Source organism: Rhizobium sp. AN68 (assembly GCF_030758035.1).
Lineage (GTDB): Bacteria > Pseudomonadota > Alphaproteobacteria > Rhizobiales > Rhizobiaceae > Agrobacterium > Agrobacterium tumefaciens.
In genome coordinates this window covers 305667-327138 of the sequence record NZ_JARWMI010000003.1, presented here as the reverse complement: position 1 = coordinate 327138, position 21472 = coordinate 305667, and the positions used below count along the sequence as shown (strand labels likewise).

Genomic DNA, 21472 nt, shown 5'->3' with positions numbered 1-21472 from the left:
GCATAAAAATGGCTGCGGGAATGTGGTTCCCGCAGCCTTTTCCATGGTGTCGCTTACTTCAGCAGGGCGTTGGTCTGCTCGACGATCTGCTTGAGGCCAGCTTCCGGCGACACTTCACCGCGCATGACGGTGCCGATGATATCGCGCTGGGTGCGCCAGATGCGGACGGAATCGCCACCGGGATAACCGGCCCACGGCAGAGAACGATCAGCCTGCAGCGAAGCTGTCTTCACATTCGGGTTCTCGGCGTAATAGGGAGCCAGGAAGTCGGCGCCGGTTGCCAGCTTGTTGGTCGGCAGGTAGCCGGTGATGCGCACGATGGTGTTCTGCGCCTCGGGGCCGGTGATCCACTTCAGGTACTTCCAGGCAGCATGCTGCTTGGCTTTTTCCTGCGTCAGTATAACGGCAGAGTTGCCGCCGGTCGGCACGCCGCCCTTTTCCTTGTTGTCGAGCGGGAAGGTTGCCGTCTTCAATTTGAAGCGGTCACCAACCAGGCCGGTGATGGTCTGAACGTGGGCCGGGGTTGAGAAGATGAAGCCGGTAAGGCCTGCACCGAACTGCTGGCGCGACTGGTCCCAGTCGAGCAGGTTCTGGCCACCTTCGGTGACGAACTGGCGGGTCATCTTCAGGGCGTTGAGGCCGATCTCGTTGTCGAACGCAACGGTCTTGGTCTTTTCGTCAACGAGCTTGCCGCCCTGTTCGAAAACAAGCGCCTGCCACAACCAGTCATCCGGCCAGCCATTGATGTCGTAGCTCATGCCCGCAAACTTCGGGTCGAGTGCCTTGATCTTCTTGGCGAGAGCGATCAGCTCCGGGAAGGTCGTCGGCATCTTGTCCGGGTCGCCGCCAGCCTTGGTGACGAGGTCGGAGTTGATGTAGATGATCGGCGAGGAAGCGTTGACCGGCAGGCCGTACTGCTTGCCGTCGATCTGGCCGAGAGCTGCCATCTTCGGGCTGTAGTTCTTGTCGAGGAAGGCCTGACCGCCTTCAGCCTGGATGAATGGGCTAAGATCGGTGATCTGGTTGCGCGGTGCGAGCGTGTGCACCAGTTCCGCCGTCAGGTTGTAACCCGAGAAATAAACATCGGGCAGATTGCCGGTGACGGCCGAGCGCAAGACCTGCTGCTGGCCTTCATTGTAGCCTGCGGCCGGAGCGAGGAAGTTGATCTTCACATCCGGGTTCTTCTTCATGAATTCATCGGCCAGCGGCTGATGGAATTTCGTGAAACCCGGCAGGTTGTAGAGAACGTTCAGCGTGATTTCGTTGGCAAGAACCGGCGTTGCGAGGCCTGCAAACGCCACGCCGAGTGCCAGACCGCCCATCAGAGCGCGTCGGTTGATTTTCATGTCATTCTCCAAAATGGGTTGGGAGGAGGAGTTCGAACGACGTCACTTGACGCCGGTCATAGTAATACCGGCGATGAAATGCCGCCGTGCGAGGAGGAAGCACAGCACCATTGGCGCGGTAATCAGTGTTGCGCCCGCCATCAGGGCACCGTAATTGGCGCCGGATTCGACATCCGCAAAAAGCATCATGCCGAGCGGGGGCGGGGCGAGATTGGTGTCGGAGACCACGATCATCGGCCAATAAAGGTCGTTCCAGTGGGCGACGAGCGAGAAGATCGAGAAAGCCGCGAGCGAAGGCAGCGAGCCGCGCAGCACCAGTCCCCAGCAAATCTCCATTTCCGAAAAACCATCCATGCGGGCCGCTTCGATGATTTCATCCGGGTAGCTGCGGAAGGACTGGTTGAACAGGAAGATGGCGAAGACCGACAGGAAGAACGGCATCATCATCGCGAAATAGGTGTTCAGCAGTTCCGTCTTCGCCAGACCGACGAAAAGCGGCAGGGCAAGTGCCTGAATTGGCACGCAGAGTGCCGCGATGATGAGACCCAGCAGCAGCTTGCGGCCCGGAAACCTGAGCTTCGCCAGCGCATAGGCCGCCGGCACCGATGTCAGGACCTGTACGACGAGGATACCGACGCAGACGATGACGCCGTTCAGCATGAAACGTGCCATCGGCACCTGGCTCGCTGCGCGGGTATAGTTTTCGACGGCATCGAATTTCGCCGGGATCGGCCAGAGCGAGACGTCGAATATTTCCGCAGGCGAGCGGATCGACGTCAACATCATCCAGTAGAACGGCAGGAGCATCACGAAAGCGCCGAGTGCCAGCACGAGATGCGGGAAGTATTTGCGGAGCGCGGCCATCAGTAGTGCACCTTCCGGTCCATATGCAGCGTCTGGCCGATCGAGAGGATCAACACGATCGCGAGGAAGATCACCGTCAGCGCGGCGGCATAACCGGTGTTGGAATATTCGAACCCTTCAAGATAGAGGTCGAAAAGCAGGGTTTCGGAACCGAAGCGGCCCTTGGTCAGCACGGCAACCGTCTCGAACACCTTGAAGGCCGAGATCGAGGTGGTGACCACCACGAACATCGTCGTCGGCCCCAGCATCGGCCAAGTCACCGTCAGGAACCGGTCGATCGGGTTTTTCGCGCCGTCCAGCCTCGATGCCTCGTGCAGATCCTTCGAAATGGCGGTGAGGCCGGCGAGGAACAGCACCATGTTGAAGCCCAGAACCTGCCAGACACCCATCAGCGCCATGGTGGGAATGAGCAGGACCGGGTTGGAGAGGAACGCGACGGGCTCGAAGCCGAACCACTTGATCGCCGCATTCACCGGGCCAAGCGAAGGATGCAGCAGAAATTGCCACACGGTCGCCATGGCGACGAGCGTTGCGGTGACGGGCAGGAAATAAGCGACTTCCCAGAAGGCACGGCTGCGCTTGCGATTATAAACGAGCAAAGCCACGCCGAGCGCCAGGAACACGCCGAAGGGAATGACGATGACCGCATAAATGGCGGTATTCGCCAGCGCGCGCAGGAAGACCGGGTCGTGGAAAGCCTTCACGAAATTGTCGAGACCCACAAAGCGGGTGGAGAGTGCGCCGAGCTTGTAATCTGTGACGGAAAAACCGGCCAGAACGAATATGGGAACGATATAGATCGCCAAAAGCAGCAGACTTGCCGGTGCCGCGAACATAAGGCCACGCCAGATCATCCGCCGGTCCGCCTTCGAGAGGCGCGGGCGAGACTTTGCGCGCGTGGCCGAGGAAAAATCAACCGCCGTCATGCCGGCACCATTTCACGCACCGTCGTCTTGCGACGCAGGCCGTCCGCGGCAAAAAGATGCACGCGCTCCGGCGCAAAGCCGAGGTTCATCACGCCGTTCTCATCGGCGCCCAACACCTCGCCCGCGGCCTGACGCAGGGTAATGGCGACGGTCTCGTCGCTCAGAAGACGGCAGTTCACGAAACGGTCCGCGCCGTGGGTTTCGCTGCGGGTCACCCGCACTGCGAAGCCTTCGGCACCCGGGCGCAAATCCTCGGCGCGAAGACCAAGCGTCGCCGGGCCGGCATCACGACCAGAAGCCTCGACGCCAAGATCGCGACCGAAAGCCGTGACCTTACCTCCAGCATCGATTTCCACCGGCAGCAGGTTGATCGACGGCGTGCCAATGAAGCGCGCAACCGTCAGTGTCGCCGGTTTCCGGTAAAGCTCGTCCGGCGTGCCCAGTTGCTCTATACGACCTTCCGACATCAGCGCTATGCGGTCCGACATTGTCATCGCTTCGATCTGGTCATGGGTGACGTAGATAAACGTCGCGCCCAACCGCCGGTGCAGCCCGGCAAGCTCCTCGCGCATGTGGGCGCGAAGCTTTGCATCTAGGTTGGAGAGTGGTTCGTCCATGAGGAATGCGGCAGGCGAGCGCACCAGTGCCCGGGCTAGCGCCACGCGCTGCCGTTGGCCGCCTGAAAGCTGGGCCGGCTTGCGGTCCAGCAGATGCGCGATCTGCAGGGTCTCGGCCGCCTGCTCGACGGCAGCATCGATCTGGCGCAAAGTTTCGGCAGGCGCCGCAAATCTTCCGATCAGCGGCAAGCGTGCAGCAAGCGGCAGACGTCGCATCCGAAGCGGCGTCGCGATGTTCTGGCGCACGCTCATATGCGGATAAAGCGCGTAGGATTGAAACACCATCGCCAGATTGCGGTCACTTGGATCGATCTCCGTCACATCCTGACCGCCGATCGTCACCGAACCGCGATCCGGCGTTTCCAGCCCCGCGATGATGCGCAGCAGCGTTGACTTGCCGCAGCCGGACATGCCGACGAGGGACAAAAATTCTCCGGGACGGATGGAAAGATCGATCTCTTTCAGAACATCGTCAGCTCCAAAGCCTTTTCCGATACCCGAAAGTTCAAGTGATTGTGGCGTCATTCTGCGCTCCTTTTCTGGAGCGCATATGCTTATATTGTATGACAATATGACGAAGGTTTGCAGAAAGTTCCGTGACACTGAAAAGCCCGGCAATCCCGGCTCATCGCCACGCCTTGCGATGCCGACCTTCACAAAAAACCGCTAATATCAGGGGGCAGTTCGACTATCCGAGTTCGACGCTTGTTCACCGGCCCTGCGAGCCTCGCGGGCCCGGTTTCTAAACGGCTGCAAGAATCACATGAGCCTGAATTTTGGTGACGACTTCGTCGCTGCCATAGCGCGCTTCAATGGCGGATGCGGCGCAGTCCGTCGCGGCTTCAAGTTTTCCCGGCGCTCTGGCTTCGATTTCGGTCCGGAGAACGGTTCCCTGACAATAGGCGATGGCAGGAATGCGCGGTGACGATGCACGGCTTTGCGCCGCTATCGTCTCGATCACCACCCGAGAGAAGCCGGCACTTTCCAGCTCACCACGAATCAATGTCGTATCGTGGTAGCCGTGCGGGGTGCGGACCATGAAGCGCGGCGGATCGTCGGGAAACAGGCTTGCAAGGGCGTTCGTCACCTCATTCGCGAGATGATTCTCCTCGATGCGGTCCCATACGTTGAATAAATAATGGCCGCCGGGCTTCAGCACCCTCTTCGCTTCGCGATAGGCAGACGGGCGGTCGGGAAAAAACATCGCACCGAACTGGCAGATAACGAGATCGAAAGCAGCATTTTCGAACGGCAGCGCCTGAGCGTCGGCTTGGCGCCACTGGATGCGATTGTCGGGCACCTGGCGCGACGCCGCAAAGTCGAGCATCGGCTGGTTGAGGTCTGTCACGACATAGTTTGCGGCGGGCGGTAATCCTGGTGCCAGTTCACGCGTGACAACCCCGGTACCTGCGGCGATTTCCAGAACATTGATCGGCGTCAACGCCGCCGCCCGCCGTGCCAGATCGCGGGCGAATGGCTCGAAAATCAACGGCACCATATAGCGGTCGTAGTTTTCCGGGATAGAGCCGGCAAAAACCTTGTCCGTTTCCAACATGGCTTTCACCCTGCGGTCAGCTGATGACCCCGGAACTTTAGCACATATACGGGAAATTCGGAATCTGTTCGGCCACGTGGGTTTTACGGATATGCCAACGGTGCCGATATTCTATCGACACGACAAACAGGCTTCGGCAAAGGCCGTATCATAGTGTTTTTGCGGGAAGAGAAATGGCGCACCCGAAGAGATTCGAACTCCTGACCCCCAGATTCGTAGTCTGGTGCTCTATCCAGCTGAGCTACGGGTGCGTGCCGTTCCGGTCATTTCCGGTGGCGTGGCGATCCTCTAAAACGTCCTCATTCCGATTGCAAGCGATTTCGTTTCGAAATTGTCATTTTTCCGCAGCAATTCATATATCTTATTGATTATACTATAAATTCCATCAAGGGTATTTTTGAGTGGCCATATGGGGCGCATATTCCGGGAGGTGCGGCGATTGTGCAGGACCTTGTTCAGGCGAAGTCATCAGGCGGTTCGAGCGGCGTGTACGGAGGCGGCGCGGTCGGCGATCTCGATGCGAAACTGCGTGCCGGGACCGGGTTTTTCGACAAGCGCTATCGTGCCGCCATGGGCAAGCACAAGTTCACGCGCAATCACGAGGCCGAGACCGGTGCCGCCGGAGCGGGCCGATCCCCTGAAGGCGGAAAACAGGTTTTCTTTCGCCTTGCGCGGCATTCCCGGCCCGTTGTCGTCTATCACGATGCTGACGACGTTGCCGGCCCTCTGGGCTGCAATCGACAGATGCCGAGGCGACGCGTTCGCCGTGTCGGATTGCAGTGCCTGAACGGCGTTGCGACAGAGATTGTGGATCACCCGGAAAAGCTGCTCGGCATCCGCATCGACGGTGAGATCGGGCGGCACGCTATCGTGAAACTCGATGCCGCTTTCCGGATCGAGCGCCAGAATGTCACGCACATCCCGCACCAGAAGACTTAACTGCACCGTCTTGCGTTTCGGCGCGCCCTCCGTCGCCTGCCCGTAGGCCAGAACCTCGGTTGTATAGGCCACGGCGCGGTCGATCGTGCGCAGCAGTTTCGGCGCAAAGCTCCTGACCATCGGATCCTTTGCGTCCACCAGCCGGTCCGACATAAGCTGTGCGGATGACAGGATATTGCGCATGTCGTGGTTGATCTTCGAAACCGCCAGACCGAGATCCACGAGGTTTTTCTGTTGCCGCAGGGTTTTCTGCAACTCCGTCTGCATGTCGGCCAGGTGACGGCCCGCGACGGACAGCTCGTCGCTTCCCTCCTCCGGCACGAAAATCCGCTCGGGATTGCCCGGTTCCTCGGAAAAACGCTGCATGCCGAGCGTCAGGCGACGTATGGGCCGGATCATGATGCGGTTGATGGAAACGAAGATGAGACCGGCGGTGACAAGCGACAGGACGATGGAGATCAGGAAAACATTGCGGGCATAAGCCAGCATCGCCGCCCGTAGTTTGTTTTCACCCAGCACGAGTTCAATGATGGTGTCGCTGTCTCCGACCACATCGAAAACGCGGATGACGCGATTGCCGCCAAACAGCAATGTGGAGAAGGCATCCCGCACCGCTGCCAGTTGCGAGACATCGGAAAGATCATATTGCTCATCGACCCCGGGTGGCGTTTCCGCCACGGCAAGCAGGCGCGATGTGCCATCCTTGCGCAGCGCAATCAGCTTCGCCCCGGTGGCCATCAGCGTGTCGTTCTGCACGCTCCGCGGCAATTCGGCCTGCAAGCCATCGATCACCGCGCCGGCTGCTGCCGCCGTGTTCAGACGGTCCCGCAGCCATGAAAGGCGCATATTGGCGACCGAAGGCACGAAGATCAGCACTTCCGCAATCATCACGAAAATAACGGTGAGCAACAGCAGGCGCCCGGAAAGCCCCCCGGTCAATCCCGGCATGCAGTGCACCGGATTGTCTTCCGTGCCGTCCAAGCTGTCTACGCCTTTAGAAAACACCGGGCCCTGATCCTGTATGCGCGCCGCCGCTTCGGTGGAACGGCTCGGTTTATATGCAAGCACGATAATAGGGCCTAACAGATATTTTTCAAATGCGTTGCAAAACAAACGTTTCCATCGCCTGAAAAACAAAACGCCGCCCGGGAGGGCGGCGTTTGACTTAGAACCGGTCTCAAGCGAAATCGCAGGCGGAATGGCTTAGAACTCCTGCCAGTCCCCGTTCGCTACAGCAGCGGCTGGTTGGGCGTTGAGAGCGCGGCTGACGCTGCTCATCAATTTACGTGCCGGAGAGGCCACGGCCGCTGCCCTTCCGGACACCGCCACGGGCCGCATCGGCTGTTCTGCGCGAGAGCGGATCTGACCATCCTCTACGCCGACCTTGAAGCGCGACACCAGCGTGACGAGATGGCCCGCTTCACCGCTCAGCTTGTGGGTTGCGGCCGAGGTTTCCTCGACCATTGCCGCATTGCGCTGCGTCACCTGATCCATCTGGTTGATGGCGGTATTCACCTCATGCAGGCCGGTCGACTGTTCCCGCGCCGCCGTGGCGATCGAATGGATATGTTCGTTGATGGCCAGAACGCGGGTCTCGATCTCGCCCAGCGCGCTGCCGGTTCTCTGCACCAGCGACACACCGCGACCGACCTCTTCGCCGGATTTTGTGATCAGCGCCTTGATGTCCTTCGCAGCCGTCGCAGAGCGTTGCGCTAGTTCACGCACTTCCTGTGCGACGACAGCGAAGCCCTTGCCCGCCTCACCCGCACGCGCGGCCTCAACGCCGGCGTTCAGCGCCAGGAGGTTGGTCTGAAAGGCGATCTCGTCAATGACATTGATGATCTGGCTGATTTCCCGCGAGGCATGCTCGATCCGATCCATGGCGGAGACGGCATCGCGCACGACATTGGCGGATTCTGCCGTCTTCTGCTTGGTCTCGGCAACCATGGTGCTGGCTTCCTGAGCCCGATCCGTGGAATTGCGAACGACGGCGGTGATTTCGTCGAGGGCGGCGGAGGTTTCCTCCAGTGCCGCAGCCTGCTGTTCCGTCCGCTTCGAAAGGTCGTCGGCCGCCGAACGCAATTCGTTCGCATTGCCGCTGATGCCTTCCGTGCTGCTGCGCACTTCCCGCATCGTCTCCCGCAGCTTGGCCAGCGTCTCGTTGACATTGGTCTGGAGCTCGGCGAAGACGCCGCGGAACTCGCCATCCATCTTTTCCGTCAGATCGCCCCGCGCCAGACCTTCGATGACGCGGCTGGTCTCGGAAACACCATTGTCCACGCCGGTGAGCAGGGCATTGATCGTCGCAGCGAAACGATTGAGGTTTTCGTCGCCGTAATCCTTGTTGATGCGGCGGCTGAAATCGCCCTGGGCCGCAGCGTCGACGACAACGGCCATGCCGGCCTGCAGGTCATCGCTCTTGGCACGCATGGCGGTTTCCTGCGCATTCATGCGGCGCACTTCACGACCGTTCTTCTTGAAGACTTCGACTGCCGCTGCCATTTCGCCGATTTCGTCGGTGCGGCCGAGATAGGGAACGTCCGCGTCCAGATTTCCGTCCGCAACGGCATTCATCACTTCCGAAACCTTGCGGATGGGCGCGCTCAGCTGCCGCGCTCCGATGTAGAGGCCGAACGCCGCGCCGGCCAATATGCCGCTGCCGGTGACGATGATGACCAGCCAGAAGGTCGTCGTTACAAACCCGTCGATGCCCGCCTTGACGGCTTCAAGCCCGGCGATGTCATTCTTCACGACAGCATCGATTTCCGCCTGATAGGCTTTGCGGTTGGCCCGGTTCGCGTCGTTGTTACCCTGCTGGTTGGCAGCCTGCGGGCCGGCCTCGCGGGCAAGCCGCGCCGTTTCCAGACGGAAGGCCTTGAATTCCTTGAAGCGACTGGAGAGATTGTCGAAGGCCGCCTTCTGTTCTGCCGGAACGAGAGGGGTCCAGGTTGCGATCAGCTTCTCCATGGCGTCGAGGTTCTTGACGATGCCATCAGCAAAAGGTGCCGCCTTTTCGATATCGGGCGCAGCGTAGACCCCGCGCGCCTCCATGACGACCGCAGTCACAAGCCGGTTCAGCGCTTCACCCTTATAGGCGCGCTCCGCTGCCTTTTCGTATCCGACCGTGCGCACCTGAAATTCGCTGACCGCATATATGGACAGGCCGCCGATGGTGCAGGCCACAAGGCTCATAAGCCCGACAAGAAGATTGATACGACCGCGAATTCTCAATTTCGTTCCCCCAAAAGCCAGCCGCACGATGGAAAATGGGAAGCTGGCATAACTTTTCCCGTCACAACATTTATCAATGCCGCCTTAAGAAAGAATTTCAGAATTTACCGATCGTGCGATCGGAATGCGCGCGCAGCGCCCGTGAGCGAAGCCGATTTCATGGCGCTTCCGCAAAAGGTGAAGCGCGAAAACCCCTTCGGCAATTGACTTTGCTCGGCCTATGCCCTTATAAGCCGCGCACGCTCGGCCATTAAAAGCTCGCCCAGGCGGGGTTAGCCGTGCAAAAAACGAAACGCTCTTGCAAATAGTGCAAATTCAAGAAGGGCCGCACACCGCGGTATTAAATAAATGTCGAAGCGTACATTCCAGCCATCCAAGCTTGTTCGCAAGCGTCGTCATGGTTTCCGTGCCCGTATGGCTACTGCCGGCGGTCGCAAAGTTCTCGCAGCCCGCCGTGCGCGCGGCCGCGCAAGTCTGTCGGCTTAATTGCCGTCTCTGTGGCCCGATGAAAGTCGCGGGCACATGAGCAAGACAAAAAAACTGCCCGGCCGGCTTAAAAACCGGTCGGATTTTCTTGCCGTGCAGACGGGGGAAAAGCGTCGGGGAGGCACCTTTCTTCTGGAGGTTCTCGACAGGAAAACCCCGGAAACCGAACCTCGGGTCGGTTTCACCGTAACGAAAAGACAAGGCAACGCGGTCGAGCGAAATCGCATGCGCCGCCGTCTCAAGGAAGCCGTCAGGCTTTCTGCCGGATCTCGCAATGAAGCCCGGCCATGACTATGTGATTGTCGCCCGCAGGGACGTGCTCGAGACGGCCTTCCCGAAACTTCAGTCTCTCCTTACCGAGCGAATTGAAGGAACGGCGAAACCGAAACGGTCCCAGGACACCCGCTCCAGGAAAGAATGATGGAAAAGAACCGCAATTACTTCATCGCGATAGCCCTTTCGGTTGTCATCGTCCTCGCCTGGCAATTCCTTTACATGAATCCGCGCATCGAGCAGCAGCGCCGCGCCGAAGAGGCCCGCCAGGCGCAGCAGCAGACAACGCAGCAACAGCCGGCACCGGGTGCCGCACCCGGCGTGACCGTCGACGGCGCACCGCCTGCCTCCTCCACGCAGGCCGCCGCCACGGCGACGCGTGAAGAGGCGATTGCAAAAAGCCAGCGTGTCGCCATCGACACCAACGCCATCGCCGGCTCGATCAATCTGACCGGCGCCCGCTTCGATGACATCCGGCTCAAGGGCTACCATGAGACCGTCGATGACTCGAGCCCGATCATCACGCTGTTTTCGCCTTCCGACACCAAGGACGGCTATTTCACCGAACTCGGTTACGTTGGCGGCGCCGATGCCGGCAGCGTTCCCGGTCCTGCGACCGTGTGGACACTCGCAAGCGGCGACAAGCTGACGGAGACCACACCGGTTACCCTGAAGTATACCAACCAGAATGGCGTCGTTTTCTCCCGTACCGTTTCGATCGACCAGCATTACATGATCACGGTCAACGACAAGGTCGAGAACCCCGGGCAGGCGCCCGTCTCCTTTGCCACCTACGGCCGCGTGACGCGCAACAACAAGCCGGCAATACCGCCCGTTTTCGTCATCCATGAAGGCTTCCTCGGCGTCTCGGGCAAAGACGGCAGCCTGACGGAAGAAAAATACAAGGATGTCGAAGAAACCCCGGTAACGATTGCCAAGGCGACCGGCGGCTGGCTCGGCATCACCGACAAATATTGGGCCGCTGCCATTGTGCCGCCGCAGATGACGCCGTTCGAAACGCGTTACTCGCACATCAAGGGCAATCAGCCGAGCTACCAGGCCGATTTCAAGAGCGACACGATGACGGTCGAACCCGGCCAGTCCATCGAACTGAAGAGCCTTGTCTTCGCCGGTGCCAAGGAAGTGCCGCTGGTTGACCGCTATGAAACCGAATATTCCATTCCGAAGTTCGACCTGTTGATCGACTGGGGCTGGTTCTACTTCATCACCAAGCCGATGTTCAAAATGATGGATTTCTTCTTCCGTTATTTTGGCAACTTCGGTGTGGCCATCCTGCTGACCACCATCGTCGTCAAGGCTCTCTTCTTCCCGCTCGCCAGCAAGCAATATGCATCCATGGCGAACATGAAGCGCATGCAGCCGAAGATGGAAGAGCTGAAGGCCAAGCATGGCGATGACCGCATGGCCATGCAGCAGGCGATGATGCAGCTCTACAAGGAAGAGAAGATCAATCCGGTTGCCGGCTGCTGGCCGATGCTGCTGCAGATTCCGGTCTTCTTCGCGCTCTACAAGGTCATCTACGTCACCATCGAAATGCGGCATGCACCGTTCTTCGGCTGGATTCACGACCTTTCCGCGCCAGATCCGACCTCGCTGTTCAATCTGTTCGGCCTTCTGCCCTACGACGTGCCGCACTTCCTGATGATCGGCGTCTGGCCGCTCGTCATGGGCATCACGATGTTCCTGCAGATGCGCATGAACCCGACCCCACCCGATCCGACACAGGCGATGATCTTCACCTGGATGCCGCTGATCTTCACCTTCATGCTGGCTTCGTTCCCCGCCGGTCTGGTTATCTACTGGGCATGGAACAACACGCTGTCGATCTCGCAGCAGGCCCTCATCATGAAGCGTCACGGTGCCAAGATCGAACTGTTCGATAATCTCAAAGGGCTATTCAAGCGAAAGCCGGTGCAATCGAAATGAGTGAAACCGGCCCGGCAACCGAAAAGCCCCTCTTTGGGCGACCCTGGATATTCATTCGCGGCGTTCCCGCGATGAAATTCCTGCCGCCCGAAGGCCCGCCGGAGATTGCCTTCGCCGGACGTTCGAATGTCGGCAAGTCTTCGCTCATCAATGCGCTGGTGGGCCACAAAGGCCTTGCCCGCACCTCCAACACACCCGGACGCACGCAGGAACTGAACTACTTCGTTCCTGAGGGTTATTCCGGTGAGCCGGGCGACCTGCCGCCGATGGCGCTGGTCGATATGCCGGGTTACGGCTATGCGCAGGCGCCGAAGGACCATGTCGATGCCTGGACGAAGCTCGTCTTCGATTACCTGCGTGGACGTGCGACGCTGAAGCGCGTCTACGTGCTGATCGATTCCCGCCACGGAATAAAAAAGAACGACGAGGAGGTTCTTGGCCTGCTCGACAAGGCGGCCGTGTCCTATCAGGTCGTGCTGACGAAGACGGACAAGATCAAGGACGTTGGCGTTCCCCGGCTGATCAGTGAAACGCTGGAGAAAATCCGCAAGCGTCCCGCCGCCTATCCGGAAGTTCTCGCTACCTCTTCGGAAAAATCCTTCGGGCTGGATAGCCTACGCGCCGAGATCGTACGAACGGTCTCGCTCTAAAAGACCATCGCCTTCAGGCGATGGTGAAAAGCAGGACGGCGGTCCACAGCATCGCCGTCAATGCCAGAAGCCGCCAGAAACGCACGGAATTCCACACCTCCAGAAGCATCGCGGCGAATATGCTGCCATTGCGAAGCGGCTGGCCCTTGAATGGCAGACCGGAGCGAAGCGGATCCCTGTCAAGCAGGGCTGCAACGCCCGCTCTTTCGCGATATTCGGTTTCCGCCAGATTGTCCCGCCAGCGCCTGACCATGGCCGCAAACTGGCGGTCGCGTTTGACGCGTTTTGCAAGCTCCGCCATGCTTTCCGGTGGCAAGGCACCCAGCACATATTCGCCAGCGAGTACTTCGTCCCGCAAACCGCTTTGCTTGTCTCGATCCGGTACGGTCATATGTTTTCAAACTCCTCGGTCGTTCAGGCCAGCATCGTTTTTTGCGATGCGCAACGATCCTCCGTCGCCCTGCTGAATAACCCCTCCCCTGCTCGCCACAAGGCTGGTCCGATTGGTGCTTTATGTCAATCTTATTACGCGCCGCAGGCCGCCCAAAAGCGGAATTTTACTATGCGCCGACACAATATGGCCCGGAGGTTACTTCATTCATTCACCCCGCGCATTCACCTGTCCTTGCTAACGCATCGACATGCCGAATCTGCGCATCCTGCACCGCAAAAATCGATTCCGATTTTTGCGCCGATGCTGTAGAGCGATGAAAGGCTCTCAAGGGCCGCAACCACAGACCGAGGTTTTTCCATGACTGCTTCCGAAAGCGAGACTCAGGCGCGGCTGCTCGCACAGGCTCTGCCCTTTATGCAGAAATATGAGAACAAGACCATCGTGGTGAAATATGGCGGTCATGCCATGGGCGACTCCACACTTGGAAAGGCTTTTGCGGAAGATATCGCCCTGTTGAAGCAGTCCGGTATCAACCCCATCGTCGTGCACGGCGGCGGCCCGCAGATCGGCGCGATGCTGACGAAGATGGGCATTGAATCGAAGTTCGAAAGCGGCTTGCGCGTCACCGATGCCAAGACAGTCGAGATTGTCGAAATGGTTCTGGCCGGCTCGATCAACAAGGAGATCGTCGCGCTCATCAACCAGACGGGCGAATGGGCCATTGGCCTGTGCGGCAAGGACGGCAACATGGTCTTCGCCGAAAAGGCGAAAAAGACCGTCGTCGATCCCGACAGCAATATCGAGCGCGTTCTCGATCTTGGTTTTGTCGGTGAAGTCGTCGAGGTCGACCGCACCCTGCTCGACCTGCTTGCCAAGTCGGAGATGATCCCTGTCATCGCTCCCGTCGCTCCCGGTCGCGATGGCGCCACCTACAACATCAATGCCGACACCTTTGCCGGCGCAATTGCCGGTGCGCTCAACGCCACCCGCCTCCTGTTCCTCACGGACGTGCCTGGTGTTCTCGACAAGAACAAGGAACTCATCAAGGAACTGACGGTCTCCCAGGCGCGTGCGCTGATCAAGGACGGCACGATTTCCGGTGGGATGATCCCGAAGGTCGAGACCTGCATCGAGGCCATCAAGGCCGGTGTTCAGGGCGTGGTGATCCTCAACGGCAAGACCGCCCATTCCGTTCTTCTGGAAATCTTCACGGAAGGCGCGGGCACGCTCATCGTGCCCTGATACGGTTCATGTGGCGGACGGGAATGCCTGTCCGCCACGACAACACTTTCAGCCGAATATCAGAAGCGACAGCACGCCCAGAACGATCAGCAGGCAGCCCGAAAGTTCCAGCCGGTTGATCTTTTCCTTGAAGAAGAGCACGGTCGAGGCGAAGGCGAAGAGCATCTCCACCTGCGCCAGCGCCTTGACCACGGCCGCCTGTTGTAACGTCATCGCCGTGAACCAGCCGAATGACGCCGTGGCCCCCACGAAACCGACCGCAAGCGACGGTTTCCACGCCTTCGCGATCCGCCGCAATTCGTCCCTCTCCCGCCATACGATCCACAAGAACATCGCCAAGGTCTGCGTCACGATGACAACGACGAGGGTAAAGCCGGCCTGCATCACCGCATCCGGTGCCGGCAGGCTGGGTGCTAGCGCCAGCGAGGCCGAACGGTAAGCGACAGACGACAGGCCGAAAAAAGCCCCCGAGGCGAGGCCGATGCCCGCCGTCCGGCTGAAGATGGAGGTGAGAATGGAGGCAGGGGTCACTTCCGTGCGTGCAACCGAAATCAGCATGACGCCGGCCACCGAAATAGCGATGGCCGCAAGAGTGCCGCCATTGACGCTTTCGCCAACGAAAATCAGCGCAAACAATGCCGCCTGCGCCGGCTCAGTTCGGGAATAGGCCGTGCCAACCGCGAAGTTGCGGAAGGAAAACAGGTGCACCAACAGGAAAGTGGCGGCGATCTGCGCCATGGCCCCGACCATCGCCCAGACGGCGAATGACATGTTCGGCACCGGCAGCGGCCGGCCAAGTACACCATGCAGAAAACCGAGATAGGCAAGAGCGAAGGGCATTCCAAAAACGAAGCGCACGAAAGTTGCGCCCGTGGTGCCCATCATGCCCTTCAGGTGCTTTTGCAGGGTCGAGCGCAGGTTCTGCAAGAACGCGCTTGCGAAGGTTATGCCTATCCAGAGTTCCATGATCTTGGCGGTATCATGCGCTGGAGGCCGCAGCCAAGCCCGATTTTCCCGTCTGTCGTCGTCTTTTCGATTTTCTTCGGCATTCGAAACGGGCATAAAGCTGCCCATGGACACAAAGCCGAAAAACCTGCCCGATGCCGCCGATTTCGCCCACGTCAGCGAATGGGTCTTCGACCTCGACAACACGCTCTATCCGCATCACGTCAATCTGTTTTCCCAGATCGACCGTAACATGACGGCCTATGTTGCGGAGCTTTTAAAGCTCGAGCCCGACGAGGCTCGCGCGCTTCAGAAGCGCTATTACCACGAACATGGCACCACGCTTCAGGGCCTGATGATCCACTACGGCATCAGCCCGGACGAGTTTCTGGAGCGCGCGCATGCCATCGACTATTCCGCGCTCAGCCCGCATCCGGAGCTCGGCGAGGCAATCAAGGCGTTGCCGGGCCGCAAGTTCATCCTCACCAATGGCAGCGTCAAGCATGCACAGGCAGCGGCGGGCGCGCTCGGCATTCTCGACCAGTTCGAGGATATTTTCGATATCGTCGCCGCAGACTATCTGCCAAAGCCGGCCAGTGCGACCTATGAGAAGTTTGCCGCACTTGCGAAGCTCGACACCAGAAAAGCCGCCATGTTCGAGGACCTGCCGCGCAATCTCGCGGCACCCAAGGCACTTGGCATGAAGACCGTGCTGCTCGTTCCTTCGAACCTCGAAGGCGTCATCATGGAGCGCTGGGAGATCCCCGCCGCGACGGATGAGCATATCGACTACATCACTGACGATCTGACCGGTTTCCTGATCAAAACGATCGCCCGCTGACAGGTAACATCGAAATCGAGCGCAGACGACATTACCGAAGCTTCATGCACCTTACGGATGTTTAAGTAGTGAACTGCCACCTGCGCCACTATCTTCCTCCTCAGGGACACCAACGGAAGGTAATGACGATGTCTACACGAAAGATCGCACTCTCTGCTCTTGGCGCAGCCCTCTTGCTCGGCTCGGCCGCTACAGCCAGCTTTGCGGCCCCGCCAGCGCACGGCAAAGGCCACGGCGAACGCATGCCGTTCCGCCCGGAACTGGCGTTCGTTCAGCTGCTGAAGGTGGCGGACACCAACAAGGACGGCAAGATTACCAAGGAAGAGTTCGCCGCACGTCAGGACGCACTTTTTGCCGAGATCGACAAGGACAAGGACGGTTCGATCACGCCAAAGGAAATGCGTGAATACCGCCAGGCCAAAATGGAGGCGTTCCGTGCGGCTCATCCGCGCCCAGAGGCTGCTGACGCCAAAGCGGGCGAAGGCAAGGGACCTGAAGGCAAGCGCGCCGAACGCGAACATGGCGGTCGTCAGGGCTGGGGCAAGCATGGCGGCAAGGGTGGGGCGTTCGCGATGATGCGCATGGCCGACACCGATGAAAACGGCCAGGTCAGCAAGGCCGAATTCACCGCAGCCGGCGAAAAAATGTTCGAACGGCTGGACAGGAACAAGGACGGCGTCATCTCTATCGATGATATGCCAGACCGCCCGTTCCTTTAATCACATAAGAAAAAGCCCGCTCAATCGGCGGGCTTTTTTCCTTTCAATGCAGGCTGACGGTTTTCAAATCGTCTTCGGCAGCCTTGAAAAACGTGCTGGAACGATTGTCTGTCAGGAGGATCGGCGTGCCATCCGCGCCAAACAGGGCCCAGAGATCGAGTTGCGGATCGAGATCAGGCGCTTCCGGGAAACAGCGGCTTACGTCTTCCGCACGGATTTTACGGATATAGCCCACTTCTCCCTCGCCGATATGAGCGAGCTGGGACCGGGTGAGACGCGCATGCGCTTCTTTTAAAAGCATATTTCAGCCTCCTTCTTCACGCCGAGCGATTCGTGTCGGATTCCGGCGTTCACGTTCTACTCTGAGACGGAAATATTAATTTTCTTTACCACGTTTGAAATTTCGGGCTTCACCAGATCGATGGCAAGAAGGCCATTGCGCAGGCGCGCGTCCCTCACCTGCATGCCGTCTGCAAGCACGAAGACCCGCTGGAATTGCCGGGCAGCGATACCCCGGTAGAGAAAATCCCGCTTTTCCTGCTCCTGCTGGCGACCGCGAATGACGAGCTGGTTGTCGGCCGTCGTCACATCCAAATCGTCCTGCGAAAAACCGGCGACTGCAATCGTGATACGCAGGCGTTCCGGCACGTCTTCAGTGCCGGGCAGGCGCTCGATGTTGTATGGAGGATAGCCATCATTGGCCTTCGCCATACGCTCCAGCGTTTTTTCCATGGCATCAAAACCCAGCAAGAGCGGGTGGGTGAATGGCGTCATGCGGCTCATATCGTCTCTGTCCTTGCAACCAAGCGACGTTTCGCGGTCCCGCTTCCGGCAACCCTGCCGGTCAATCTTACCGGCTCTACGCAATATGGGAAGCAAAACCACGATGCGCAAGGCGGGGCCACAAGGCAAAGGCGGGCACGCCGAGGAATGAGACTTGACAAGTGAGCGTCCTCCGCTCGAAAAAAGCGCCTTATCTCAACGGCGGGCAAGACATGGCAGAACGCAGAAAAATCATCATAGACACGGATCCAGGTCAGGACGACGCGGCAGCGATCATGCTGGCTTTCGCAAGCCCGGAAGAAATTGAGATTCTCGGTCTGTGCGCCGTCGCCGGCAATGTTCCGCTGAAACTGACCAGCCGCAACATCCGCATCATCTGCGAATTGTGCGACCGCACCGATATTCCCGTCTATGAGGGTGCCGAGCGGCCACTGGTGCGAAAGCCCATCACTGCCGAGCATGTTCACGGCAGCACCGGCCTTGATGGCCCGGTTCTCGACGAGCCGACGATGGAGGCACAAAAGCAGCACGCCGTCGATTTCATCATCGAAACGCTGCTGCGGGAGCCTGCGGGCACCGTGACGCTCTGCACGCTCGGCGCGCTGACCAATGTGGCGCTGGCTTTGCAGAAGGCCCCCGAGATTGCACGCCGCGTCAAGGAACTGGTGATGATGGGTGGTGGCTTCTTTGAAGGCGGCAACATCACACCGGCTGCGGAATTCAACATCTATGTCGATCCGCAGGCTGCCGATATCGTCTTCCGTTCCGGCGTGCCCATCGTCGTGATGCCGCTTGACGTAACCCACCAGTTGCTGACCACCAAGGCGCGTGTCAGCCGCATTCGCGATATAGGCACACGCCCGGCAATCGCCATGGCGGAAATGCTGGAATTCTTCGAGCGTTTCGACATCGAGAAATACGGTTCGGACGGCGGCCCCCTGCACGATCCAAGCGTCATCGCCTATCTCCTCAAGCCCGAGCTGTTTCAGGGCCGCGATTGCAATGTCGAAATCGAGGTCAATTCCGAACTGACCATGGGCATGACGGTGGTGGATTGGTGGCGGGTGACCGAGCGCCCGGTCAACGCCCGCGTGATGCGAAATGTGGATGCGGACGGCTTTTTCGAATTGCTGACGGAACGTTTCGCCCGCCTCTGATGGGAACGCAGACATGAAAAGGGCCGCTGGCATGACCAGCGGCCCTTTCATTTGGAACCACGGGATATTCTCAGAACTCGGTCCAGTCGTCCTGTGCCAGCGCGTTTGCGCCGCTGGTTCTTGGGCGCGAACGTTGGGTCGCAGCCGAGCGGCCCGATGCCTGTGACGGGGCGACAGGCGCACGCATTGCCGCCGCGGTGGCGCGCAATTGCTGGCTCGACTGGCTGGAATGACCGCCGGATACGGAGAAGCCGGCAACGAGCGATTTCAACGTTTCCGCCTCGCTGTTCAGCGTCACGCTTGCCGCCGTTGTTTCTTCCACCATGGCCGCATTCTGCTGGGTGACCTGATCCATCTGGGTGACGGCGGAATTGATTTCCTTGAGACCGACCGCCTGCTCGCTGGCGGAGGCCGAAATCTGCCGTATCAGCTGGTTGATCTGCAGAACCTGATCGGCAATCTTTCTCATCGTCTCGCCGGCCTTGCCGACCAGCTGGACGCCCTCGCCCACCTGCCTTGCGGAGGTGTTGATCAGACCTTTGATCTCCTTCGCAGCCGTCGCGGAACGTTGCGCCAGTTCACGTACTTCCTGCGCGACGACGGCAAAACCCTTGCCAGCCTCGCCCGCACGGGCAGCTTCCACACCGGCATTCAGCGCCAGAAGGTTGGTCTGGAAAGCGATTTCGTCGATTACCCCGATGATGCGGGAGATTTCCGCCGAGGATTGAGCGATGCCTTCCATGGAACTGACGGCCTGCTGCACGACCTCGCCCGACTTGCCGGCGTCATCGCAGGCATTGCTGACAGCTGTCGCCGCCTGCGCTGCGTTTTCCGCACTGGAATTGACCTGCGCAGTCAGCTGGTTGAGGGCGGCAGCGGTTTCTTCCAGGCTTGCAGCCTGCTGTTCCGTGCGGTGGGAGAGATCGCTCGCAGCGCGGGTGATCTCGCCCGTGCCGTTGCCGATGCTGGCAACGGTTCCGTTGACGGTGGAAACGGTTTCCTCGAGGCTGGCGAGCGCCGAGTTGAAGTCGTTGCGCAGCTTTGCATATTCACCGGGGAACTGGTCCTCGATACGATAGGTCAGATTGCCCTGCGAGAGCGCATTGAGACCCGCGCCGAGTACGCTCACGATGTGTTGCTGCATCCGGCTGTTCTCATTGCGCTCGGATTCGGACCTTTGGCGCTCCGTTTCCGCATTGCCACGCTGCACGGCGGCATCCGCTTCCATTTCGCGGATACCGGCAAGCTTCGCACGGAAGCCTTCCAGAGCCGTTGCCACCGCGCCCGTCTCATCCCTGCGATCCTGTCCGGAAACCGGCACATCGTAACGACCGTCGCTCAGTGTTTTCACATCGGAGACCAGGGAGGCGAGCGGATTGCGGACGAAATAGCGGACGGAGAAATAAAGCGCGGCAATAACCGCCGCAAGAATGACGATCGCCCCGAGGATCATCAGATAAGTCTGCTCCTGCACTGGCGCGTTCAACGCCTGATGCGGGATATCCACCAGAACCACCCAGGTGGCATTGAGGCCCGGAACCGCAAACGGATAGACAAGGCGGTTATAGGGCGCGTCTGTATCAAGGCCGAGATTTTCGATCAGGCCCTGCTTGCCGGATGTGATCGCCGCCTGAACGGTGCTTGCACCCTCTCCGTCATAGGCCTTCATGTTCTGCTCGGGCGTCGGCGGTACCAGCCATTGGCCGCCCTGCGAAATGAGTGTCACACGGCCGGTTTCGAAAGGATGCAGAGCCTGCAGCTTCTGCGACAGAGCTGCCAGAGAGATATCGACCCCCGCCACACCAATCATCTTACCATCAGACATGACGGGATAGGCAAGCGAGGTCATTGTGGTGGGCACTTCCGTGCCTTCGGCCAGATAGGGCTGGGTAATGGCGCCCTTGCCGGATTTGGCAGCCAGCGAATACCACTCCGCCGCATAGTCGTTCTTGAAGGTCGAAAACTGGATGTCGCCTTTCTGGGTCTTCGACCAGTAGGGGGCAAATGCACCCGTTGCATTGGTGCCGAGATCGAGCCTGTTGGCGATCTCGGTGGTCTGTCCGTCGAAAAGGCCCAGCTGCTCACAGAACCAGCTTCCGAAAGCGAAAGCATTCTGCTCGACATTGGCCTTGAGGATGTTGACGATGCCGGGGCGGTCCATCGATTTCGCCTGGTGCGCACGGCCGATGATACCGGCCATGGAGCGGGCAGCACTGCCGAGTTCACCGACATCTGCGGCGATGACGTTGGCGATGGCGCGTGCCTCGGTGTTCGCCTGATCCATGGTCAGCGAATGGACACGGTCGCTGGTCTGGGAAATGAGGAAGGAATTCGATGCGACAAGGACCGTGGTGATTGCACAGCCGGTTACAAGGATCAGCTTGGTCGCAAGCGACTTCACTTTGAAATTGAACATTTTGGCCTCGATCAAATCGCCGGCCGAAAAGGCTGGCGTCAACGGATGAGAAATCTCCGTCATGGAGGCCCGCCCGCTGGGGGCAGTGCGCTGCAACGCGACGAGGGGAAATTAGAATATCTTTGCTAATTAACCCCTAAA

19 protein-coding genes, 1 tRNA gene and 1 pseudogene are annotated in these 21472 nt (G+C 59.3%); 8 read left to right on the top strand and 13 right to left on the bottom strand.

Features of this window, described 5'->3' with window-relative positions; translation table 11 throughout:
- Positions 1–53 precede the first annotated feature (53 nt).
- From RBH71_RS14620 to RBH71_RS14585, 8 genes are all read right to left on the bottom strand, one after another.
- Positions 54–1346 carry an ABC transporter substrate-binding protein gene (locus RBH71_RS14620; protein WP_003514862.1) on the bottom strand — a complete coding sequence of 431 codons (1293 nt, stop codon included), beginning with the start codon at positions 1344–1346 and terminating at the stop codon, positions 54–56.
- Between the two features lie 42 nt (positions 1347–1388).
- Positions 1389–2210: a carbohydrate ABC transporter permease gene (locus RBH71_RS14615; protein ID WP_003514860.1), complete on the bottom strand. Its 822-nt coding sequence runs from the start codon at positions 2208–2210 to the stop codon at positions 1389–1391.
- Positions 2210–3136, bottom strand: a complete 927-nt coding sequence (locus RBH71_RS14610) for a carbohydrate ABC transporter permease (protein WP_003514858.1) — start codon at positions 3134–3136, stop codon at positions 2210–2212. The genes RBH71_RS14615 and RBH71_RS14610 overlap by 1 nt, the downstream gene beginning before the upstream one ends.
- A complete protein-coding gene (locus tag RBH71_RS14605; RefSeq protein WP_003514856.1) occupies positions 3133–4278 on the bottom strand; it encodes an ABC transporter ATP-binding protein in 1146 nt (381 codons plus the stop codon). Before RBH71_RS14605 ends, RBH71_RS14610 begins: the two co-directional genes overlap by 4 nt.
- A 217-nt stretch (positions 4279–4495) precedes the next feature.
- A complete protein-coding gene (locus RBH71_RS14600; RefSeq protein WP_003514854.1) occupies positions 4496–5308 on the bottom strand; it encodes a class I SAM-dependent methyltransferase in 813 nt (270 codons plus the stop codon).
- Between the two features lie 174 nt (positions 5309–5482).
- Positions 5483–5559, bottom strand: a tRNA-Arg gene (locus tag RBH71_RS14595).
- A gap of 217 nt (positions 5560–5776) precedes the next feature.
- Positions 5777–7195 (bottom strand): sensor histidine kinase, encoded by a 1419-nt coding sequence (locus RBH71_RS14590; RefSeq protein ID WP_034501842.1) that lies wholly within the window; start codon positions 7193–7195, stop codon positions 5777–5779.
- A gap of 255 nt (positions 7196–7450) precedes the next feature.
- Complete coding sequence (locus tag RBH71_RS14585; RefSeq protein ID WP_003514848.1) at positions 7451–9478, bottom strand: methyl-accepting chemotaxis protein; 2028 nt, start codon at positions 9476–9478, stop codon at positions 7451–7453.
- A 348-nt stretch (positions 9479–9826) separates the two neighbouring features.
- On the opposite strand from RBH71_RS14585, the gene rpmH reads away from it, so the two are divergent.
- The 4 genes and pseudogenes from rpmH (at position 9827) to yihA (ending at position 12834) form a co-directional block, all read left to right on the top strand.
- Positions 9827–9964, top strand: coding sequence for a 50S ribosomal protein L34 (gene rpmH, locus RBH71_RS14580; RefSeq protein ID WP_013635393.1), 138 nt, complete (start codon positions 9827–9829; stop codon positions 9962–9964).
- Between the two features lie 36 nt (positions 9965–10000).
- Positions 10001–10385, top strand: a pseudogene (rnpA, locus tag RBH71_RS14575) (ribonuclease P protein component).
- On the top strand, positions 10385–12184 hold the full coding sequence (gene yidC, locus RBH71_RS14570; RefSeq protein ID WP_003514840.1) for a membrane protein insertase YidC: 1800 nt from the start codon (positions 10385–10387) through the stop codon (positions 12182–12184). The pseudogene rnpA and the gene yidC overlap by 1 nt, the downstream one beginning before the upstream one ends.
- Positions 12181–12834: a ribosome biogenesis GTP-binding protein YihA/YsxC gene (gene yihA / locus RBH71_RS14565; RefSeq protein WP_003514838.1), complete on the top strand. Its 654-nt coding sequence runs from the start codon at positions 12181–12183 to the stop codon at positions 12832–12834. The genes yidC and yihA overlap by 4 nt, the downstream gene beginning before the upstream one ends.
- Positions 12835–12847: 13 nt before the next feature.
- On the opposite strand, the gene RBH71_RS14560 is transcribed toward yihA, so the two are convergent.
- Positions 12848–13225, bottom strand: coding sequence for a hypothetical protein (locus RBH71_RS14560; RefSeq protein WP_003514836.1), 378 nt, complete (start codon positions 13223–13225; stop codon positions 12848–12850).
- 360 nt (positions 13226–13585) lie between these two features.
- Here RBH71_RS14560 and argB point away from each other — a divergent pair, with 360 nt between their 5' ends.
- On the top strand, positions 13586–14470 hold the full coding sequence (argB, locus tag RBH71_RS14555) for an acetylglutamate kinase (protein WP_003514834.1): 885 nt from the start codon (positions 13586–13588) through the stop codon (positions 14468–14470).
- A gap of 48 nt (positions 14471–14518) precedes the next feature.
- On the opposite strand, the gene RBH71_RS14550 is transcribed toward argB, so the two are convergent.
- Positions 14519–15436, bottom strand: a complete 918-nt coding sequence (locus RBH71_RS14550) for a DMT family transporter (RefSeq protein WP_035252051.1) — start codon at positions 15434–15436, stop codon at positions 14519–14521.
- A gap of 106 nt (positions 15437–15542) precedes the next feature.
- Between RBH71_RS14550 and RBH71_RS14545 the strand changes: the two genes are divergently transcribed.
- Together RBH71_RS14545 and RBH71_RS14540 are read left to right on the top strand one after the other, a co-directional pair.
- Positions 15543–16256: a pyrimidine 5'-nucleotidase gene (locus RBH71_RS14545; protein ID WP_003514831.1), complete on the top strand. Its 714-nt coding sequence runs from the start codon at positions 15543–15545 to the stop codon at positions 16254–16256.
- Between the two features lie 122 nt (positions 16257–16378).
- Positions 16379–16975: an EF-hand domain-containing protein gene (locus tag RBH71_RS14540; RefSeq protein ID WP_025592284.1), complete on the top strand. Its 597-nt coding sequence runs from the start codon at positions 16379–16381 to the stop codon at positions 16973–16975.
- A 43-nt stretch (positions 16976–17018) separates the two neighbouring features.
- Here the strand turns inward: RBH71_RS14540 and RBH71_RS14535 are convergent, their stop codons facing one another.
- A complete protein-coding gene (locus tag RBH71_RS14535; protein ID WP_003493591.1) occupies positions 17019–17276 on the bottom strand; it encodes a DUF1150 family protein in 258 nt (85 codons plus the stop codon).
- A 56-nt stretch (positions 17277–17332) separates the two neighbouring features.
- Complete coding sequence (locus RBH71_RS14530) at positions 17333–17758, bottom strand: Hsp20 family protein (RefSeq protein WP_003514826.1); 426 nt, start codon at positions 17756–17758, stop codon at positions 17333–17335.
- A 212-nt stretch (positions 17759–17970) separates the two neighbouring features.
- Here RBH71_RS14530 and RBH71_RS14525 point away from each other — a divergent pair, with 212 nt between their 5' ends.
- A complete protein-coding gene (locus tag RBH71_RS14525; RefSeq protein ID WP_003514824.1) occupies positions 17971–18915 on the top strand; it encodes a nucleoside hydrolase in 945 nt (314 codons plus the stop codon).
- 70 nt (positions 18916–18985) lie between these two features.
- On the opposite strand, the gene RBH71_RS14520 is transcribed toward RBH71_RS14525, so the two are convergent.
- Complete coding sequence (locus RBH71_RS14520) at positions 18986–21331, bottom strand: methyl-accepting chemotaxis protein (protein ID WP_026330650.1); 2346 nt, start codon at positions 21329–21331, stop codon at positions 18986–18988.
- Positions 21332–21472 lie beyond the last annotated feature (141 nt).